The organism is Zongyangia acetica, assembly GCF_038739695.1.
Lineage (GTDB): Bacteria > Bacillota > Clostridia > Oscillospirales > Ruminococcaceae > Zongyangia > Zongyangia gallinarum.
On record NZ_JBBEWN010000007.1, the window covers coordinates 122991 to 138745 of the forward strand.

Consider the following 15755-nt stretch of genomic DNA (forward strand, 5'->3'; position numbering starts at 1 on the left):
ATGGAACTGAACGTAGATAACATCAAAAGCTTAATGGACCGGGTGGCGAAAAACAAACTGACCCGGCTGGAAATTGAATCCGAGGGGATGAAGGTGGTGATCGAGGGCCCCAAAACCGAGGTGATCCAGGTGCCGGCGGCCCAGGCAGCAGCTGCTCCGGCAGCCGCGGCCCCCAGCAGCGCGGCCCCTGCTCCGGAAAAGGAGGAAATCAAGGGCCATGTGGTCAAATCCCCCATTGTGGGCACCTTCTACCACTCTCCCGCCCCGGAAAAGCCCCCCTATGTCAGCGTGGGCAGCAAGGTGAAAAAGGGGGATACCCTCTTTATCATCGAATCCATGAAGCTGATGAACGAGGTGCCCAGCGATGTAGACGGTATCGTGACCCAGATCCTGGTGGACAACGCCCAGCCGGTGGAATACGGCCAGCCCATTTTGGTCATCGAATAGCCAAAGCGGCGATATATCCGCGTCGGGAAATATTGGCCCCATGGGGGCGGAAGGAGACAAAAACATGGAAGAAGTGCTCATGACACAGGAGCAGATCAAGGAGATTATCCCCCATCGGGACCCCTTCCTGCTCATTGACGATATATTGGAGTTGACCCCAGGGGAGCGTGTGGTAGCCAGAAAGACCCTCAAGGAGGATGAATTCTGGTTTAAAGGGCATTTTCCTGGGATGCCGGTACAGCCGGGGGTGCTGACGGTGGAGATGCTGGCCCAGGCCGGCGCGGTCTGCGTCCTCTCTTTAGAGCAGTACAAAGGCCATGTGGCCTTTTTCGCCGGCATCGACAAGGCCCGGTTCCGCAAGCAGATCCTGCCGGGGGATACCATCCTCTTGGAGGTGGAGGTCATCAAGCTCAGAGGCTCCATCGGGGTGGGAAAAGCCACCGCTACCGTGAATGGAAAGCGTGCGGTGACAGCGGAGCTGACCTTTGCCATCGGCCCCAAGGCCGCAGAGCAGAAAGAATAGCGGGAGGCGCTTATGTTCAGTAAAGTACTCATTGCCAACCGGGGAGAAATCGCGGTGCGGATCATCCGGGCCTGCCGGGAGCTGGGTATCCGGACGGTGGCGGTCTTTTCCGAGCCGGATCGGGACGCCCTCCACGCCCAGATCGCCGACGAGGCCATCTGCATCGGCCCTGCCGCCACCCGGGACAGCTATAACAACGTTGCCGCCATCCTCTCCGCCTGTGAGATCACCGGCGCGGAGGCACTGCATCCCGGCTTTGGCTTTCTTTCGGAAAACGCAGGGTTTGCCCGGATGTGCGAGAAATGCGGCGTGAAATTTATCGGGCCCAGGCCCGAATCCATCGAGATGATGGGGGATAAATCCACCGCCAAGGAGACCATGAAGAAAGCCGGCGTGCCGGTGGTTCCCGGCTCCGACGGAGTGGTGGAGACACTGGAGGACGCCCGGCGGATCGCGTCGGAGATCGGCTATCCGATTATGGTCAAGGCCAGCGCCGGCGGGGGCGGCCGGGGCATCCGGTATGTAGGCGACGAAGGGGAGCTGGAATCGGCTTTTGTGGCCGCCAAACAGGAGGCCCTCAGCTTCTTCGCCAACGATCAGGTCTATATTGAAAAGTTTATCGAAGGCCCCCGGCATATTGAGGTGCAGATCCTGGCCGACCGGTTCGGAAATGTGGTCCATCTGGGAGAGCGGGACTGCTCCATGCAGCGCCGCAACCAGAAGGTGCTGGAGGAGTCTCCCTCCCCGGCCCCCTTTATGACCGGAGAACTGCGGGAGAAGATGGGCCAGGCGGCCTGTGCCGCGGCAAAAGCCTGCGGCTATGAAAATGCAGGGACTATTGAATTTTTGGTGGACGCCAAAGGCAACTTCTACTTCATGGAGATGAACACCCGGGTTCAGGTGGAGCATCCGGTCACCGAGCTTGTCTCAGGGGTGGATATTGTCCGCCGGCAGATTCTCATTGCCGCCGGGCACAAACTTCCCTATACCCAGAAGGACATCGCCCTCAAGGGACACGCCATCGAGTGCCGCATTAACGCGGAGAATCCGGCCCAGGGATTTCGCCCCTGCCCGGGCACCATCCAGGCGCTGCATATGCCGGGAGGCCCCGGCGTGCGTATTGACAGCGCCATCTATCAGGGTTATACTATAACCCCGTACTACGATTCTATGATTGCGAAACTGATCGTCTATGCCCCCACCCGCAAGGAAGCCATCCTCAAAATGCGTTGGGCCCTGGCTGAATTTTTGGTGGAGGGCGTTGACACCAATATTGAGTTTCAGTTAAACTTGGTGAAAGACCCGGACTTTGAGGCGGGCAACTTTGATATCGGATTTTTAGACAGAAAGAACTTTACCCATCGTTAGACGGGAGGGGAGTGATCCCCTATCCATAAAGGAGGCGGAGCTGTTTTGTGGGAAGATCTCTTCCAGAAGGTCAAGACACGGCTGGACATAGATGAACAGCCGATGGTCAAGGCTAAGAAAATCCACATCCCCAGCGACCTTCTCTTTAAGTGCCCCCGCTGCCAGCAGGTGGTGCTGATGGAGGAATTTGAGGCCGAGAACAAGGTCTGCAAGAACTGCGGCTATCATGCCAGGCTCTCCTCCAGAGAAAGACTGGAATTGACTGTTGACAACCAGACGTTTAAAGAATATGATACCCTTATGAAAAGCAAAAACCCCATCGACTTTCCCGGCTATGAGGAGAAAATCCGGGAGCTGCAGGAAAAGACGGGGCTGTCCGATGCTGTGGTCACCGGCGAGTGCGAGATCATGGGGGAGCCATGTGTCATCGCGGTGATGGATTCCCGCTTTATGATGGCTTCCATGGGCTCGGTGGTAGGGGAGAAAATAACCCGCGCCTTTGAAAGGGCCACCGAAAAACGCCTTCCCATCGTCATCTTCGCCTCTTCGGGAGGCGCCCGGATGCAGGAGGGGATCCTTTCCCTGATGCAGATGGCCAAAACTTCCGGAGCCTGTGCCCGCCACAGCGACGCGGGACTGCTTTACATCACGGTGCTCACCGATCCCACCACCGGAGGGGTCACCGCCAGCTTTGCCATGCTGGGAGACATTATCCTGGCAGAACCAAAGGTGCTGGTGGGCTTTGCCGGCCGCCGGGTCATTGAGGGCACCATCAAACAACGGCTGCCAGACGATTTCCAGTCGGCGGAATTTCTGGAAAGCCATGGTTTTGTAGACAAAATTGTGGAGCGCCGGGATATGAGAAAGACACTGGCAGATCTGCTCAGGCTGCACAGCGGAAGGACAGGTGGTGCCAATGAATAAGCTGACAACCTGGGAGCGCATTGAGCTCATCCGCAATAAGGAGCGTCCGACCCTCCGCGACTATATCCCCTTGGTCTTTGAGGAGTTCATCGAACTGCATGGAGACCGTTATTACGGCGATGATGGTGCCATTATAGGAGGCATTGCCACCCTGGGCGGAACTCCGGTGACGGTGGTCGGCCAGCTCAAGGGGAAAACCATTGAAGAAAACAAGAGGGCCAACTTCGCCATGGCCCATCCCGAGGGATACCGCAAAGCCCTGCGGCTGATGCGGCAGGCGGAGAAATTCCATCGTCCGATTATCTGCTTTATCGACACCCCCGGCGCTTTCTGCGGCATAGAGGCGGAAGAGCGGGGACAGGGCGAGGCCATCGCCAAAAATCTCTTTGAAATGATGGGGCTGAAAACCCCTGTGGTTTCCATCGTTTTAGGGGAAGGCGGCAGCGGCGGAGCCTTGGGTCTTGGAGTTTGCGACCGGCTTGCCATGCTGGAAAACGCAGTTTACTCGGTCATTTCCCCCCGGGGATGTGCCAGTATCCTGTGGAAGGATGCCAGCCGGGAGAAGGAAGCAGCCCAGGTGCTCAGGATGACGGCGGAGGACCTAAAGGAATTCGGCGTGTGTGACGATATCCTGGCGGAGCCCATGGGAGGCGCCCACAAGCAGCCCAAGCTGATGGCCCACACCATCCGGGACTATCTGCTCACCACTGTGGGAGCGCTCCAGGAAACTTCGGTGGAGGAGCTTTTAGAGAACCGTTACCATAAATTTAGGAAAATTGGTGAATTTTCCGAGGAATAACGCATAGAAATAGGTTTAACCGGTGATAGATCACCTTTAAATAATGAAAAAACAAAAGAAAGTTTTTCAAGGAGGAACAAGGCATGGTACTGGAGAAAGTCAGAGAAATTCTTTGCGATCAGCTGGATGTAGAGGAGGAGCAGGTTACCCTGGACGCCAGCATCACTGATGATTTGGGAGCAGATTCTTTGGATGTTGTCGACCTGGTCATGAGCATTGAGGAAGAATTCGATCTGGAATTCCCCGACGAGGAAGTTGAGAACATTAAAACTGTCGGCGACATTGTCAAGTACATTGAGTCGAAAGTAGAAGCGTAAAACCTGGATTACGAGCCGCCGCACTGGATCAGTGCGGCGGCCTTCTTTTATCACGGGAAGATTATGAATTTTCGAGTCGAATCATATTGAAAAATAGGTCAAATTCCCCTATAATAATGAATGTTGACCCTGTTAGTTAAAATGACAGGACAAATTAAAAATGGACTTTATTAAAAAGGAGTTGTAAGGATTGGATTTTCTCATTGACGGCATCATGTCCATCACTTGGCAACAGGTGGTCATGTGGGTCATCGGCGCGTTGTTGATCTATTTGGCCATCAAAAAAGACTATGAACCAGCGCTGCTCCTGCCCATGGGCTTTGGCGCAATTCTCGTTAACCTTCCCCTAAGCGGTGCGATCAACCAGACTATGGAAGGCATTGGCGAAGTCAATGGAATTATCGACTGGCTTTTCAATGTGGGTATTGAGGCCTCGGAAGCCATGCCGCTGCTGCTGTTTATCGGCATTGGCGCTATGATCGACTTTGGCCCTCTGCTTTCCAACCCCAAGATGTTCCTTTTTGGAGCGGCAGCCCAGTTTGGTATCTTCCTTACCATTACCGTGGCGGTAGTCTTCGGCTTTGGCCTGAAGGATGCGGCGGCCATCGGCATCATCGGTGCGGCGGACGGCCCCACCTCCATCCTGGTTTCCCAGGTGCTTAAATCCAACTATATCGGCCCCATCGCAGTGGCCGCCTACTCATATATGGCGTTAGTGCCCATTATACAGCCCTTTGCCATTAAACTTGTCACCACTAAAAAAGAGCGGGCCATCCGGATGCCTTATAATCCCAAAAACGTATCCCGGACCACCCGTATCCTCTTCCCCATCCTGGTGACCATCATCGCCGGCCTGGTCGCGCCTTCGTCGGTTTCCCTGGTGGGCTTCCTCATGTTCGGCAACCTGATCCGCGAGTGCGGACGTCTGGACTCCCTGAGCCAGACCGCCCAGAAAGAACTGGCCAACTTGGTCACCCTGCTGCTGGGTATCACCATCGCTTCCAGCATGAAGGCGGAGCAGTTTGTCTCCCCCACCACCCTGCTGATCATGGTACTGGGTCTGGTAGCGTTTATCTTCGACACCATCGGCGGCGTACTCTTCGCCAAGATCCTGAACCTGTTCCTGAAAAACAAGATCAATCCCATGGTGGGAGGCGCCGGTATCTCCGCTTTCCCCATGTCCGCCCGTGTAGTGCAGAAGCTGGCCCTCAAAGAGGATAATCAGAACCACCTGCTCATGCATGCCGTAGGCGCTAACGTTTCCGGACAGATTGCTTCGGTAGTTGCTGGCGGTATCATCCTGGGCCTGGTGCCGGGAATGCTGGGTTAATCATCCTGTAATGTAGAAAAGGAGAATGAATATGAACGTGGATATGCACGCATTAATGCAGACCCTCCAGCTCATGGGCCAGGGGATGCTGGGTATCTTTGTGGTCATTGTCTTGATCTACCTGGTGGTGCTGGTGCTGACCAAAGTGACCGGAAACAAGGAAAAAGAAGAAAAATAAACGGAGAAAACTCCATTGAGAAAACGCCGGGGTCCGGCAAGAGAAAGGTTTGAAAAACGTGGCAGATCAGAAGAAAATGGTAGAGGCCATTACCCCCATGGATGTGGACTTTGCCAAATGGTACACCGATGTGGTCATCAAGGCGGATCTGGTGGATTATTCCAGCGTCCGGGGCTGCATGATTTTCCGCCCCTACGGCTATGCCCTGTGGGAGAACATTCAGAAGATTTTCGACGCCAAGTTCAAGGCAACGGGACATGAGAATGTCTATATGCCAATGTTTATCCCAGAAAGCCTGCTCCAGAGGGAGAAGGATCACGTGGAGGGCTTTGCCCCTGAAGTGGCCTGGGTGACCCATGGCGGCAACGAAAAACTCACCGAGCGGCTGTGTGTCCGGCCCACCTCTGAAACCCTCTTCTGTGACCACTATGCCCATGTGATCAAATCCTACCGGGATCTGCCCATGCTTTACAATCAGTGGTGCTCGGTGGTCCGGTGGGAGAAGACTTCCCGCCCCTTCCTGCGCAACGTAGAATTCCTCTGGCAGGAGGGCCATACCATGCATGAGACCGCGGAGGAAGCCATGGAAGAAACCCAGCGGATGCTGGGCATCTACGCTGAGACCTGCGAGAACGACCTGGCGATCCCGGTGATCAAAGGCCGCAAGACTGACAAAGAGAAATTCGCCGGCGCGGAGGCAACCTATACCATCGAGGCCATGATGCACGATGGCAAGGCGCTGCAGAGCGGTACCTCCCATTATTTCGGCGACGGATTTGCAAAAGCCTTTGACGTCACCTTCACCGGTCGGGATAACACCCTGCAGCATCCTCATCAGACTTCCTGGGGCGTCTCTACCCGGCTCATCGGCGCCATCATCATGACCCACGGCGACGATAACGGCCTGGTGCTGCCGCCGGCGGTGGCTCCGACCCAAGTGGTCATCGTCCCCATTGCCATGCATAAGGAGGGCGTCACCGATAAGGCCAACGAGGTGCTGGCAAGGCTGCAGAAGTTCTGCCGGGCCAAAATCGATCTCAGCGACAACTCTCCCGGCTGGAAGTTTGCCCAGTACGAGATGAAGGGAGTACCCCTCCGCTTGGAGATCGGTCCTAAGGATATTGAGAAAAACCAGTGTGTCCTGGTTCGCCGGGATAACCGGGAAAAATATTTTGTCTCCCTGGATGAGCTGGAGACCAAAGTCCCCGAGCTGCTTCAGATGGTTCACGACGGCATGTATGAGAGAGCCCGGAAAAACCGGGAGGAAAAAACCTACGAGGCCACAACCCTGGAACAGCTCAAGGAAATTGCCGAGACCAAGCCGGGCTTTATTAAGGCTATGTGGTGCGGCGACCAGGCCTGCGAGGAAAAACTCAAAGAGGTGGCAGGGGTTTCTTCCCGCTGCATGCCCTTTGAGCAGGAGCATCTCTCCGATACCTGCGTCTGCTGCGGCAAGCCTGCCAAGGCGATGGTCTACTGGGGCAAAGCCTATTAAGCCCCCGCCCGGGGAGGAATTCGCGCTGTGGGGTCAATCGCAACGTAATTGCGTGTGACGCGGGCGGGCAGTGCCCGCAGCCGAGTCGCGCTGATGTGTCGACCGCAACGTATTCGCGTGAGACGCGGCAAAGTTTCAAACGAGACCTAGGGCGCGTCTTCCCCGCCGGGAGGCGCGCGGTAAAATACAGAAAATAAAAATGACGAAAGGTGGAGGAACACCATGGCAAACATCATTATCAGCCCCAACAAATATGTCCAGGGCCAGGGAGAGCTCTCTAATTTGAGCGGCTATGTCAAGAGCCTGGGCACATCTGTGCTGATCCTCATCAGCGCCGGCGGCATGAAGCGCCTCGGCAGTCTGGTGGAGAGCAGCTTTGCGGATACCGGCATTGCCTATGCCTTTGAGACCTTTGGCGGCGAATGCTCCGAAAATGAGATCAACCGCCTGCGCAAAGTCGTTGCTGAGAAAAAATGCGACTGCGTCATCGGCATTGGCGGCGGCAAGATCCTGGATACTGCCAAGGCTGTGGCTTATTATGAGAAATGCCCGGTTGTGGTCTGCCCCACCATTGCTTCCACCGACGCGCCCTGCTCGGCCCTGTCGGTGATCTACTCTGACGACGGCGTCTTTGAAAGATACCTGTTCCTTCCCGCCAACCCCAACCTGGTGCTGGTGGATAGCGCGATTGTGGCGGCAGCGCCTGCCCGCCTGCTGGTTTCCGGCATGGGCGATGCCCTGGCCACCTATTTTGAGGCGAGAGCCACCAAGGCCAGCCGCAGCGATACCTGCGCCGGAGGCAAGGTGACCAGCGCCGCCATGGCCCTGGCTAAGCTCTGCTACGACACCCTGATGACCGAAGGCGTCAAGGCGAAAATCGCTGTGGAGGCCGGCGTCTGCACCGAAGCGGTGGAGAGGATCATTGAGGCCAACACCTATCTCAGCGGTATCGGCTTTGAGAGCGGCGGCCTGGCCGGCGCCCATGCCATCCACAACGGACTGACCTGCATCAAGGAATGCCATCACCTCTATCACGGCGAGAAGGTGGCTTTCGGCACATTGACCCAGCTGGTGCTGGAGAATGCGCCGGAGGAGGAAATCGAAGAAGTGGTTTCCTTCTGCATTGAGGTTGGCCTGCCTGTCACCTTCGCGGAGATGGGCATTAAGAAGGTGGATAAGGAAAAACTTATGGAAGCTGCCACCCTGGCCAGCGCCGAAGGGGACACCCTGCGGAACATGCCCTTGGAGGTTACCCCCGAAAAGGTGTGCGCGGCCATGATTGCAGCGGACGCCATCGGACGCTATTTCAAGGATTAATAAAAAGCATAAAAAGTGGCAGGACTTTCGTTCTGCCGCTTTTTTCTTTTTCGTCCCCAACGACACGCCGCCTGACAAAGGGGTTATCGCGCCGCGTTTTAGATATAACCTAAGCCCGTGAACTGCCCGCAGGCAGATCCCATGCCGCAAAAAAACTTTGGGATTTTATCTAAATTTGACGAAAAATTATTGTAAAAAATGGGCAAAGCAACAAAGTTGCATTTCCTCGGGAATTTCCTTGTAAAATAGTAAAAAAAGCTTGCATTTAAGCCATTTTTATAGTATTATATTTAAGCACGACTGCACTAGATATGCGATGAAGCGGGAGGTTGCTGCTCTTGGAAGCAGGGAATTTCCGCCGAGTATGTCCGATTTAAAACCGGGCGACAAAAAATACTGAAACCGCGAAAAATCTTGGGAAGATTGCGTCTTTCCGCGATTTTTGGCGCTCTCGTAAGGCTGTAACATGCCTGATGTCCCGGCTAGACGTGTGGTTTCCCCACAGTTTAACCGGTTTTTTAAATGGTCGAGCACGGAACACACGGCTCGGTGTTCAGTTTTTTGATCGTTGCCCCGCACAAGCGAAATTATGAGGAGGCGATGGTAGTGGCAGTCAAAGAAAACATCAGAATCAGACTGAAGAGTTATGACCCCAAGCTGATCGACGCAGCGGCTGAAAAGATCGTTGCAATCGCGAAGAGAGAGAACGACAAGATTTCCGGTCCGATCCCCCTTCCCACCGAGAAAGAGGTCATCACCATCCTGCGCGCTGTCCACAAGGACAAAGACAGCCGCGAGCAGTTTGAGATGAGAACCCACAAAAGACTCATCGACATAATTAAGCCGTCCAAAAAGACTGTTGAGGCTTTGTTAGGTCTTGAGCTTCCTGCCGGCGTGGATATCGAAGTCAAGCTTTAATCCCACCCGGTCAGGTCAAGTTGGCCCCCATCGGGAGTCAACCAATAACCATAGGAGGTAAGTAGAGTATGCAAAAATGCATCGTAGGCAAAAAGATTGGCATGACCCAGCTTTTTGACGAAAAGGGAAAAGTCATCCCGGTCACCGTTGTGGAAGCGGGCCCCTGCGTTGTTGTCCAGAAGAAAACTGTGGACAATGACGGTTACCAAGCTGTACAGATCGGCTTTGGGGATATCCGTTCCAAAAACGTGAACAAGCCCATCGCCGGCCACTTCGCAAAGGCCGACGCTCCGGTGAAGAGAACCCTCAAAGAGTTCCGCCTGGACAACTGTGACGAGCTGAACGTAGGCGACATCATCAAAGCCGACAAATTCGAGCTGGGTGATAAGGTCGACGTTTGCGGCACCAGCAAAGGTAAAGGCTATGCCGGTACCATCAAGCGCTGGAACAACGCCAGACTGAAAGAGACCCACGGTTCCGGACCTGTGCACCGTCACGCTGGTTCCATGGGCGTGTGCAGCGACCCGTCCAGGGTTTTCAAAGGCAAGAAGCTGCCGGGCCATTTGGGTACTGAGACCGTTACTGTCCAGAACCTGGAGGTAGTAAAGGTAGATGCAGAAAACAACCTGATCGCGCTGAAAGGTGCAATCCCGGGCCCCAAGAACGGGATCGTCTTTATCACTGACAGCGTGAAGAAGGCTTAAGGGAAGGAGGAAGCACGATGCCAAAAGTTACCGTATTTGACATGGCTGGAAAAAATGTTGGCGAGATCGAGCTTTCCGATGCGATCTTCGGGATCACCCCCAACACATCTGTGATGCACGACGCTGTCGTAAATTACCTGGCCAACCAGCGCCAGGGTACACAGTCCACCAAGACCCGTACTGAGGTTGCAGGCGGCGGCCGCAAACCCTGGAGACAGAAAGGCACCGGCCACGCAAGACAGGGTTCCATCCGGGCTCCTCAGTGGAGACACGGCGGAATCGCTCTGGGTCCCAAACCTCGGGATTACAGCTACAGCCTGAACAAGAAGGTCAAGAGACTGGCCATGAAATCCGCATTTTCCAGCAAAGCGCAGGCTGGCGAGATCGTTGTTCTCGACGCCCTGAAGCTGGATCAGATCAAGACAAAGAGCATTGTGGAAATGCTCAAAGCTCTGGGAGCTGACCGCAAGGCACTCATCGTTATGCCGGAAGTTGACAACACAGTTGTCATGAGCGCGAGAAACATCCCCGGCGTCAAGACCGCCTTGGTTAACACCCTGAACGTATACGACATCCTTAACTACGATAAATTCATCGTTGTCAAGGACGCCGTGGCAAAGATCGAGGAGGTGTATGCATAATGAAGGCCGCTCAGGACATCATTATCCGCCCCATCATCACCGAGGCTTCCATGGAGGCCATCGGCATGAAAAAATACACGTTTAAAGTAGCTACCGACGCCAACAAAATCGAAATCGGCCAGGCCGTTGAAGAACTGTTCGGTGTGAAGGTTGCAAAAGTGAACACCATGAACGTCAGAGGCAGAAAAAAACGGATGGGCAGAAACGTCGGCTACAAGCCCAACTGGAAGAAGGCCATCGTTACTCTCAAAGAAGACTCCAAAGGCATCGAGTTCTTCGAGAGCATGGTGTAGTCCCTACGGAATAGACAGCCGATTGCTAGGGACTTGTATGGGATACTCATAAATCCCGCTAAACCAAGTTCTTGTCAGCGGAATCTTCCGCGAAACAGAATTTATGAGGAGAGTGAAACCGAATGGCGATCAAGACTTACAACCCGACCACAGCCGGTCACCGTGGCATGACCACCACCGACTTCAGCGGGCTGAGCAAGGTTGCTCCGGAGAAGAGCCTTCTGGAAACCATGAAGAGCAATTCCGGCCGCAACAATACAGGTAGAATTACCGTTCGTCACCGTGGCGGCGGCAATCGCAGAAAATACCGCATCATCGATTTCAAGAGAGACAAGGTCGGCAAGGCCAACGTTCTCACCCTGGAATACGACCCCAACCGTTCCGCACATATTGCCCTGGTGCAGTATGAGGACGGCGAGAAACGCTACATCATCGCTCCGGTAGGCCTGAAGGTGGGCGACACCATTGCCACCGGTCCTGATGCTGATATTAAACCGGGCAATGCCCTTCCCATGACCAACATCCCCGTGGGTACCTTCATCCACAACGTGGAGATGTATCCCGGCAAAGGCGCACAGCTTGCCCGTGCCGCCGGTATTCTGGCACAGCTCATGGCAAAAGAAAACGGCTACGCGCTGATCAGACTGCCCTCCGGCGAGCTTCGCAATGTTCCTGTCACCTGCATGGCCACCATCGGCCAGGTCGGCAACGTTGACCACGAGAACGTCAACATCGGTAAAGCCGGCCGCAAACGCCACATGGGTTGGAGACCTACCGTCCGCGGTTCTGTTATGAACCCCTGCGATCACCCCCACGGTGGTGGTGAAGGTAAATCCCCCGTTGGCCGTCCGGGCCCTGTAACCCCGTGGGGCAAACCTGCACTGGGCTACAAGACAAGAGCGAAACATCACCGCTCCGACAAGTTCATTGTGAAACGTCGCAACGCTAAATAGAGCGACATGAAAGGAGGCAGATGATCAATGGGTAGAAGCGTAAAAAAAGGCCCTTTCGTACAGGAAGCACTGTATAAGAGAGTCGTCGCTATGAACGAGGCCGGCGAGAAGAAGGTCCTCAAGACCTGGAGCCGCGCATCTACAATATTCCCCGAATTCGTCGGACACACCTTTGCTGTCCACGATGGACGCAAACATGTGCCTGTGTATATTACCGAAGATATGGTCGGTCACAAACTCGGTGAGTTTGCCCCCACCAGAACCTTCAAAGGCCACGCAGGCTCCAAGAAATCGAATACCGGAAAGTAAAGAAGGCCGGAAGGAGGATTACCTATGGAAGCGAGGGCTTACCTTAGATATGCCCGTATTGCGCCCCGCAAAGTCCAGATTGTGCTTGACCTGATCCGGAACAAGCCGGTGGACGAGGCGATGGCGATACTCAAGTATACACCGAAGGCTGCATGTGAGCCTCTTCAGAAGCTCCTGAAATCGGCCGTGGCAAACGCGGAGAATAACAACAACATGGATAGAAACAACCTGTTTGTTGCCGAGTGTTTTGTTACACCGGGACCGACCCTGAAAAGGATCCGGCCGAGAGCACAGGGCCGTGCATTTAGCATCAAGAAAAGAACTTCGCACATGACCCTGGTTCTGAGAGAAAAGGAATAAGCTGAAAGAGGAGGTAAACTATGGGCCAGAAAGTTAACCCACATGGTCTCAGAGTGGGCGTAATCAAAGATTGGGATTCCCGCTGGTTTGCTAAGGACGATGCTTTCGGCGATATCCTCGTTGAGGATTATAAGCTGCGTAAGTTCCTTAAAAAGACTTTGTATGCTGCCGGCGTCCCCCGCATCGAGATCGAGCGCGATGCCAAGAGAATCAGAATCAACATCCACTGCGCCAAACCCGGTATGGTGATCGGCAGAGGCGGCACAGAGATCGAGAAGCTCCGCAAAAACTGCGAGGCACTCATTGGAAAACCTGTTTTCCTCAACATCGTTGAGGTAAAACAACCCGATAAAAACGCACAGCTGGTGGCCGAGTCCATCGCATCCCAGCTGGAGCGCAGAATCTCCTTCAGACGCGCCATGAAACAAGCCATCGGCCGCGCCATGAAGTTGGGAGCAAAAGGCATTAAGACCTGCGTGTCCGGCCGTCTGGGCGGCGCGGAGATCGCCCGTACCGAGCATTATCACGAGGGCACCATCCCGCTGCAGACCCTGCGCGCAGACATCGACTATGGATTTGCTGAGGCAAACACCACCTATGGCAAAATCGGCGTCAAGGTTTGGATCTACGCCGGAGAGGTACTGCAGGAAGTTAGAAAGCCTCAGAGGGAAGGAGGCAGAAAATAATGCTTCTACCGAAGAGAGTTAAATACCGCCGTGTCCACAGAGGACGTCTGAAGGGCAAAGCTATGCGGGGCAACACTGTTTCCAACGGTGAGTACGGTCTGCAGGCTCTGGAGCCCTCCTGGGTTACCTCCCAGCAGATTGAGGCGGCTCGTATCGCTATGACCCGTTACATCAAACGTGGCGGTCAGGTATGGATCAAAATTTTCCCCGATAAGCCCGTTACCGAGAAACCGGCTGAGACCCGAATGGGTTCCGGTAAAGGTAGCCCTGAGTACTGGGTTGCCGTTGTAAAACCCGGCCGCGTTATGTTCGAGATGGGCGGCGTCAGTGAAGACGTTGCAAGGGAAGCTATGAGACTTGCAGCTCACAAGCTCCCGCTGAAGTGCAAATTTATCACCAAGGAGAAGGAGGCGGAGAAGTAATGAAAGCGACAGAGATTCGTGATATGACCCAGTCCGAGCTGAATGCAAAGCTGGCGGACCTCAAAGCTGAGCTTTTCAACCTCCGGTTCCAGCACGCCATCAATCAGCTGGATAACCCCATGCGGATCAAAGCGGTGAAAAAAGACATCGCCCGGATTAAGACCATCATCCGCGAAAAAGAGAGCGTGCAGTAACACGGAAGGGAGGATGAAACTGTGAGCGAGAGAAACCTCAGAAAAACGAGGGTCGGCACTGTTGTCAGCAATAAGATGGACAAAACTGTTGTCGTCGCCATTAAAGACAACGTAAAACACCCCCTTTATAAAAAGATCATCAAACGCACGGTGAAGCTGAAAGCCCACGACGCAGACAATGCCTGCGGCATCGGCGACAAGGTGCAGGTGATGGAGACCCGCCCCATTTCCAAGGATAAAAGATGGAGGGTTACTACCATCATCGAGAAAGCGAAATAGTCAAACTGTCAAAGCCGAAAGGAGGAACGCTCTGTGATACAGATGCAGACCTATCTGAAGGTTGCCGACAACACCGGTGCAAAGGAACTGATGTGCATCCGTGTGCTGGGAGGCACCCGCAGAAGATACGCCAACATTGGCGATGTAGTTGTAGCTTCGGTTAAAAAAGCTGCACCCGGCGGCGTTGTCAAAAAAGGTGAAGTGGTCAAAGCGGTCATCGTTCGCTCTGCGAAGGGCCTGCGCCGCGACGACGGTTCTTACATTCGTTTCGACGAAAACGCAGCCGTTATTATAAGAGAAGACAAAAACCCGAGGGGCACACGTATTTTTGGCCCGGTGGCGAGGGAACTCCGCGATAAGGATTACCTCAAGATATTAAGCCTCGCCCCTGAGGTGCTTTAATGGAGGTGCTCTGGAATGAATAAAATTCATGTCAAAAAGGGCGATACCGTCATTGTTCTGTCCGGCAAGGACAAGGGCAAAAAAGGCAAGGTTCTGGCTGTCAGCCCCGCTGAGCAGAAGGTCATTGTCGAGGGCATCAACATGGTCACCAAACATGTGAAACCTCGCAGAATGGGCGAGCCCGGCGGCATTGTCAAGGCGGAAGGCGCCATGTATGCCAGCAAGGTACAGCTGGTTTGCCCGCGCTGCGGCAAACCCACCCGCATCGGCCACAAGATCCTGGCTGACGGGAGCAAGGTTCGTATGTGCAAAAACGAAAAATGCGGCGAGACTTTTTAAGTGAGGAGGAAACAACATGGCTAGAATGAAAGACTTCTATGTGAAAGAAGTAGCTCCGGCTTTGATGAAAAAGTTCGGCTACCAGAGCGTCATGCAGATCCCGAAGCTTGAAAAGATCGTCATCAACGTTGGCTGCGGCGAAGCCCGCGACAACCACAAGGTCATCGAGGCAATCATTTCCGACCTTTCCACGATCACCGGCCAGCGGCCCGTCGTCTGCAAGGCAAAGAAATCGGTTGCTAACTTCAAGCTCCGTGAAGGCATGGACATCGGCGCAAAGGTCACCCTGCGCTCCGACCGGATGTATGAGTTCCTGGATCGCCTCTTTAACGTTGCGCTGCCGCGCGTTAGAGACTTCAGAGGCATCAACGCCAACTCCTTCGACGGACGCGGCAACTACTCCATGGGACTTAAGGAGCAGCTTCTGTTCCCTGAAATCGAGTACGATAAAATTGATAAGGTTCGCGGCATGGACATCTGCTTTGTCACCACCGCGAAAACCGACGAGGAAGCCCGGGAGCTGCTGACTCTCATGGGCGCCCCGTTCGCGAAGTAAG

General features: G+C 54.4%; 24 protein-coding genes. All 24 read left to right on the top strand.

Annotated features, from left to right (window positions below):
• The 24 genes from accB (at position 1) to rplE (ending at position 15754) form a co-directional block, all read left to right on the top strand.
• A complete protein-coding gene (gene accB, locus WGC32_RS08055) occupies positions 1–447 on the top strand; it encodes an acetyl-CoA carboxylase biotin carboxyl carrier protein (RefSeq protein ID WP_342681329.1) in 447 nt (148 codons plus the stop codon).
• 64 nt (positions 448–511) lie between these two features.
• The gene (gene fabZ, locus WGC32_RS08060) at positions 512–970 is read left to right on the top strand and encodes a 3-hydroxyacyl-ACP dehydratase FabZ (protein WP_462933627.1); all 459 of its coding nucleotides are present in this window, start codon (positions 512–514) and stop codon (positions 968–970) included.
• A gap of 12 nt (positions 971–982) precedes the next feature.
• Complete coding sequence (locus tag WGC32_RS08065; RefSeq protein WP_342681330.1) at positions 983–2338, top strand: acetyl-CoA carboxylase biotin carboxylase subunit; 1356 nt, start codon at positions 983–985, stop codon at positions 2336–2338.
• A gap of 102 nt (positions 2339–2440) precedes the next feature.
• Positions 2441–3262: an acetyl-CoA carboxylase, carboxyltransferase subunit beta gene (gene accD, locus WGC32_RS08070; RefSeq protein WP_342681353.1), complete on the top strand. Its 822-nt coding sequence runs from the start codon at positions 2441–2443 to the stop codon at positions 3260–3262.
• Positions 3255–4061 (top strand): acetyl-CoA carboxylase carboxyltransferase subunit alpha, encoded by an 807-nt coding sequence (locus tag WGC32_RS08075; RefSeq protein ID WP_191481368.1) that lies wholly within the window; start codon positions 3255–3257, stop codon positions 4059–4061. The genes accD and WGC32_RS08075 overlap by 8 nt, the downstream gene beginning before the upstream one ends.
• Positions 4062–4144: 83 nt before the next feature.
• Complete coding sequence (gene acpP / locus WGC32_RS08080; protein WP_191481369.1) at positions 4145–4378, top strand: acyl carrier protein; 234 nt, start codon at positions 4145–4147, stop codon at positions 4376–4378.
• A 190-nt stretch (positions 4379–4568) separates the two neighbouring features.
• Positions 4569–5708, top strand: a complete 1140-nt coding sequence (locus WGC32_RS08085; RefSeq protein WP_191481370.1) for a sodium ion-translocating decarboxylase subunit beta — start codon at positions 4569–4571, stop codon at positions 5706–5708.
• A 31-nt stretch (positions 5709–5739) separates the two neighbouring features.
• Positions 5740–5886, top strand: coding sequence for an OadG-related small transporter subunit (locus WGC32_RS08090; protein WP_191481371.1), 147 nt, complete (start codon positions 5740–5742; stop codon positions 5884–5886).
• A 76-nt stretch (positions 5887–5962) separates the two neighbouring features.
• On the top strand, positions 5963–7381 hold the full coding sequence (gene proS / locus WGC32_RS08095) for a proline--tRNA ligase (protein ID WP_462933629.1): 1419 nt from the start codon (positions 5963–5965) through the stop codon (positions 7379–7381).
• Positions 7382–7603: 222 nt separating this feature from the next.
• Complete coding sequence (locus WGC32_RS08100; RefSeq protein WP_191481372.1) at positions 7604–8698, top strand: glycerol dehydrogenase; 1095 nt, start codon at positions 7604–7606, stop codon at positions 8696–8698.
• A 600-nt stretch (positions 8699–9298) separates the two neighbouring features.
• Positions 9299–9616: a 30S ribosomal protein S10 gene (rpsJ, locus tag WGC32_RS08105; protein ID WP_462933630.1), complete on the top strand. Its 318-nt coding sequence runs from the start codon at positions 9299–9301 to the stop codon at positions 9614–9616.
• Positions 9617–9684: 68 nt separating this feature from the next.
• Positions 9685–10320, top strand: coding sequence for a 50S ribosomal protein L3 (gene rplC, locus WGC32_RS08110; protein ID WP_342681332.1), 636 nt, complete (start codon positions 9685–9687; stop codon positions 10318–10320).
• A gap of 17 nt (positions 10321–10337) precedes the next feature.
• Positions 10338–10961 carry a 50S ribosomal protein L4 gene (gene rplD / locus WGC32_RS08115; protein ID WP_191481374.1) on the top strand — a complete coding sequence of 208 codons (624 nt, stop codon included), beginning with the start codon at positions 10338–10340 and terminating at the stop codon, positions 10959–10961.
• Positions 10961–11254 (top strand): 50S ribosomal protein L23, encoded by a 294-nt coding sequence (rplW, locus tag WGC32_RS08120; protein WP_191481375.1) that lies wholly within the window; start codon positions 10961–10963, stop codon positions 11252–11254. The genes rplD and rplW overlap by 1 nt, the downstream gene beginning before the upstream one ends.
• Positions 11255–11376: 122 nt before the next feature.
• Positions 11377–12207 (top strand): 50S ribosomal protein L2, encoded by an 831-nt coding sequence (rplB, locus tag WGC32_RS08125; RefSeq protein ID WP_191481376.1) that lies wholly within the window; start codon positions 11377–11379, stop codon positions 12205–12207.
• A gap of 27 nt (positions 12208–12234) precedes the next feature.
• Complete coding sequence (gene rpsS / locus WGC32_RS08130) at positions 12235–12516, top strand: 30S ribosomal protein S19 (RefSeq protein WP_191509319.1); 282 nt, start codon at positions 12235–12237, stop codon at positions 12514–12516.
• A gap of 24 nt (positions 12517–12540) precedes the next feature.
• A complete protein-coding gene (gene rplV, locus WGC32_RS08135; protein WP_191481378.1) occupies positions 12541–12876 on the top strand; it encodes a 50S ribosomal protein L22 in 336 nt (111 codons plus the stop codon).
• 20 nt (positions 12877–12896) lie between these two features.
• On the top strand, positions 12897–13562 hold the full coding sequence (rpsC, locus tag WGC32_RS08140; protein ID WP_191481379.1) for a 30S ribosomal protein S3: 666 nt from the start codon (positions 12897–12899) through the stop codon (positions 13560–13562).
• Positions 13562–13984, top strand: coding sequence for a 50S ribosomal protein L16 (gene rplP / locus WGC32_RS08145; protein ID WP_191481380.1), 423 nt, complete (start codon positions 13562–13564; stop codon positions 13982–13984). Before rpsC ends, rplP begins: the two co-directional genes overlap by 1 nt.
• The gene (gene rpmC / locus WGC32_RS08150; RefSeq protein ID WP_191481381.1) at positions 13984–14178 is read left to right on the top strand and encodes a 50S ribosomal protein L29; all 195 of its coding nucleotides are present in this window, start codon (positions 13984–13986) and stop codon (positions 14176–14178) included. Before rplP ends, rpmC begins: the two co-directional genes overlap by 1 nt.
• 21 nt (positions 14179–14199) lie before the next feature.
• Complete coding sequence (gene rpsQ / locus WGC32_RS08155) at positions 14200–14457, top strand: 30S ribosomal protein S17 (protein WP_191481382.1); 258 nt, start codon at positions 14200–14202, stop codon at positions 14455–14457.
• 33 nt (positions 14458–14490) lie between these two features.
• Entirely contained in the window at positions 14491–14859 is a 369-nt protein-coding gene (rplN, locus tag WGC32_RS08160; RefSeq protein ID WP_191481383.1) for a 50S ribosomal protein L14, read from the top strand.
• A 15-nt stretch (positions 14860–14874) separates the two neighbouring features.
• The gene (rplX, locus tag WGC32_RS08165) at positions 14875–15198 is read left to right on the top strand and encodes a 50S ribosomal protein L24 (protein ID WP_224771523.1); all 324 of its coding nucleotides are present in this window, start codon (positions 14875–14877) and stop codon (positions 15196–15198) included.
• A gap of 16 nt (positions 15199–15214) precedes the next feature.
• Positions 15215–15754: a 50S ribosomal protein L5 gene (gene rplE / locus WGC32_RS08170; RefSeq protein WP_191481384.1), complete on the top strand. Its 540-nt coding sequence runs from the start codon at positions 15215–15217 to the stop codon at positions 15752–15754.
• Position 15755 lies beyond the last annotated feature (1 nt).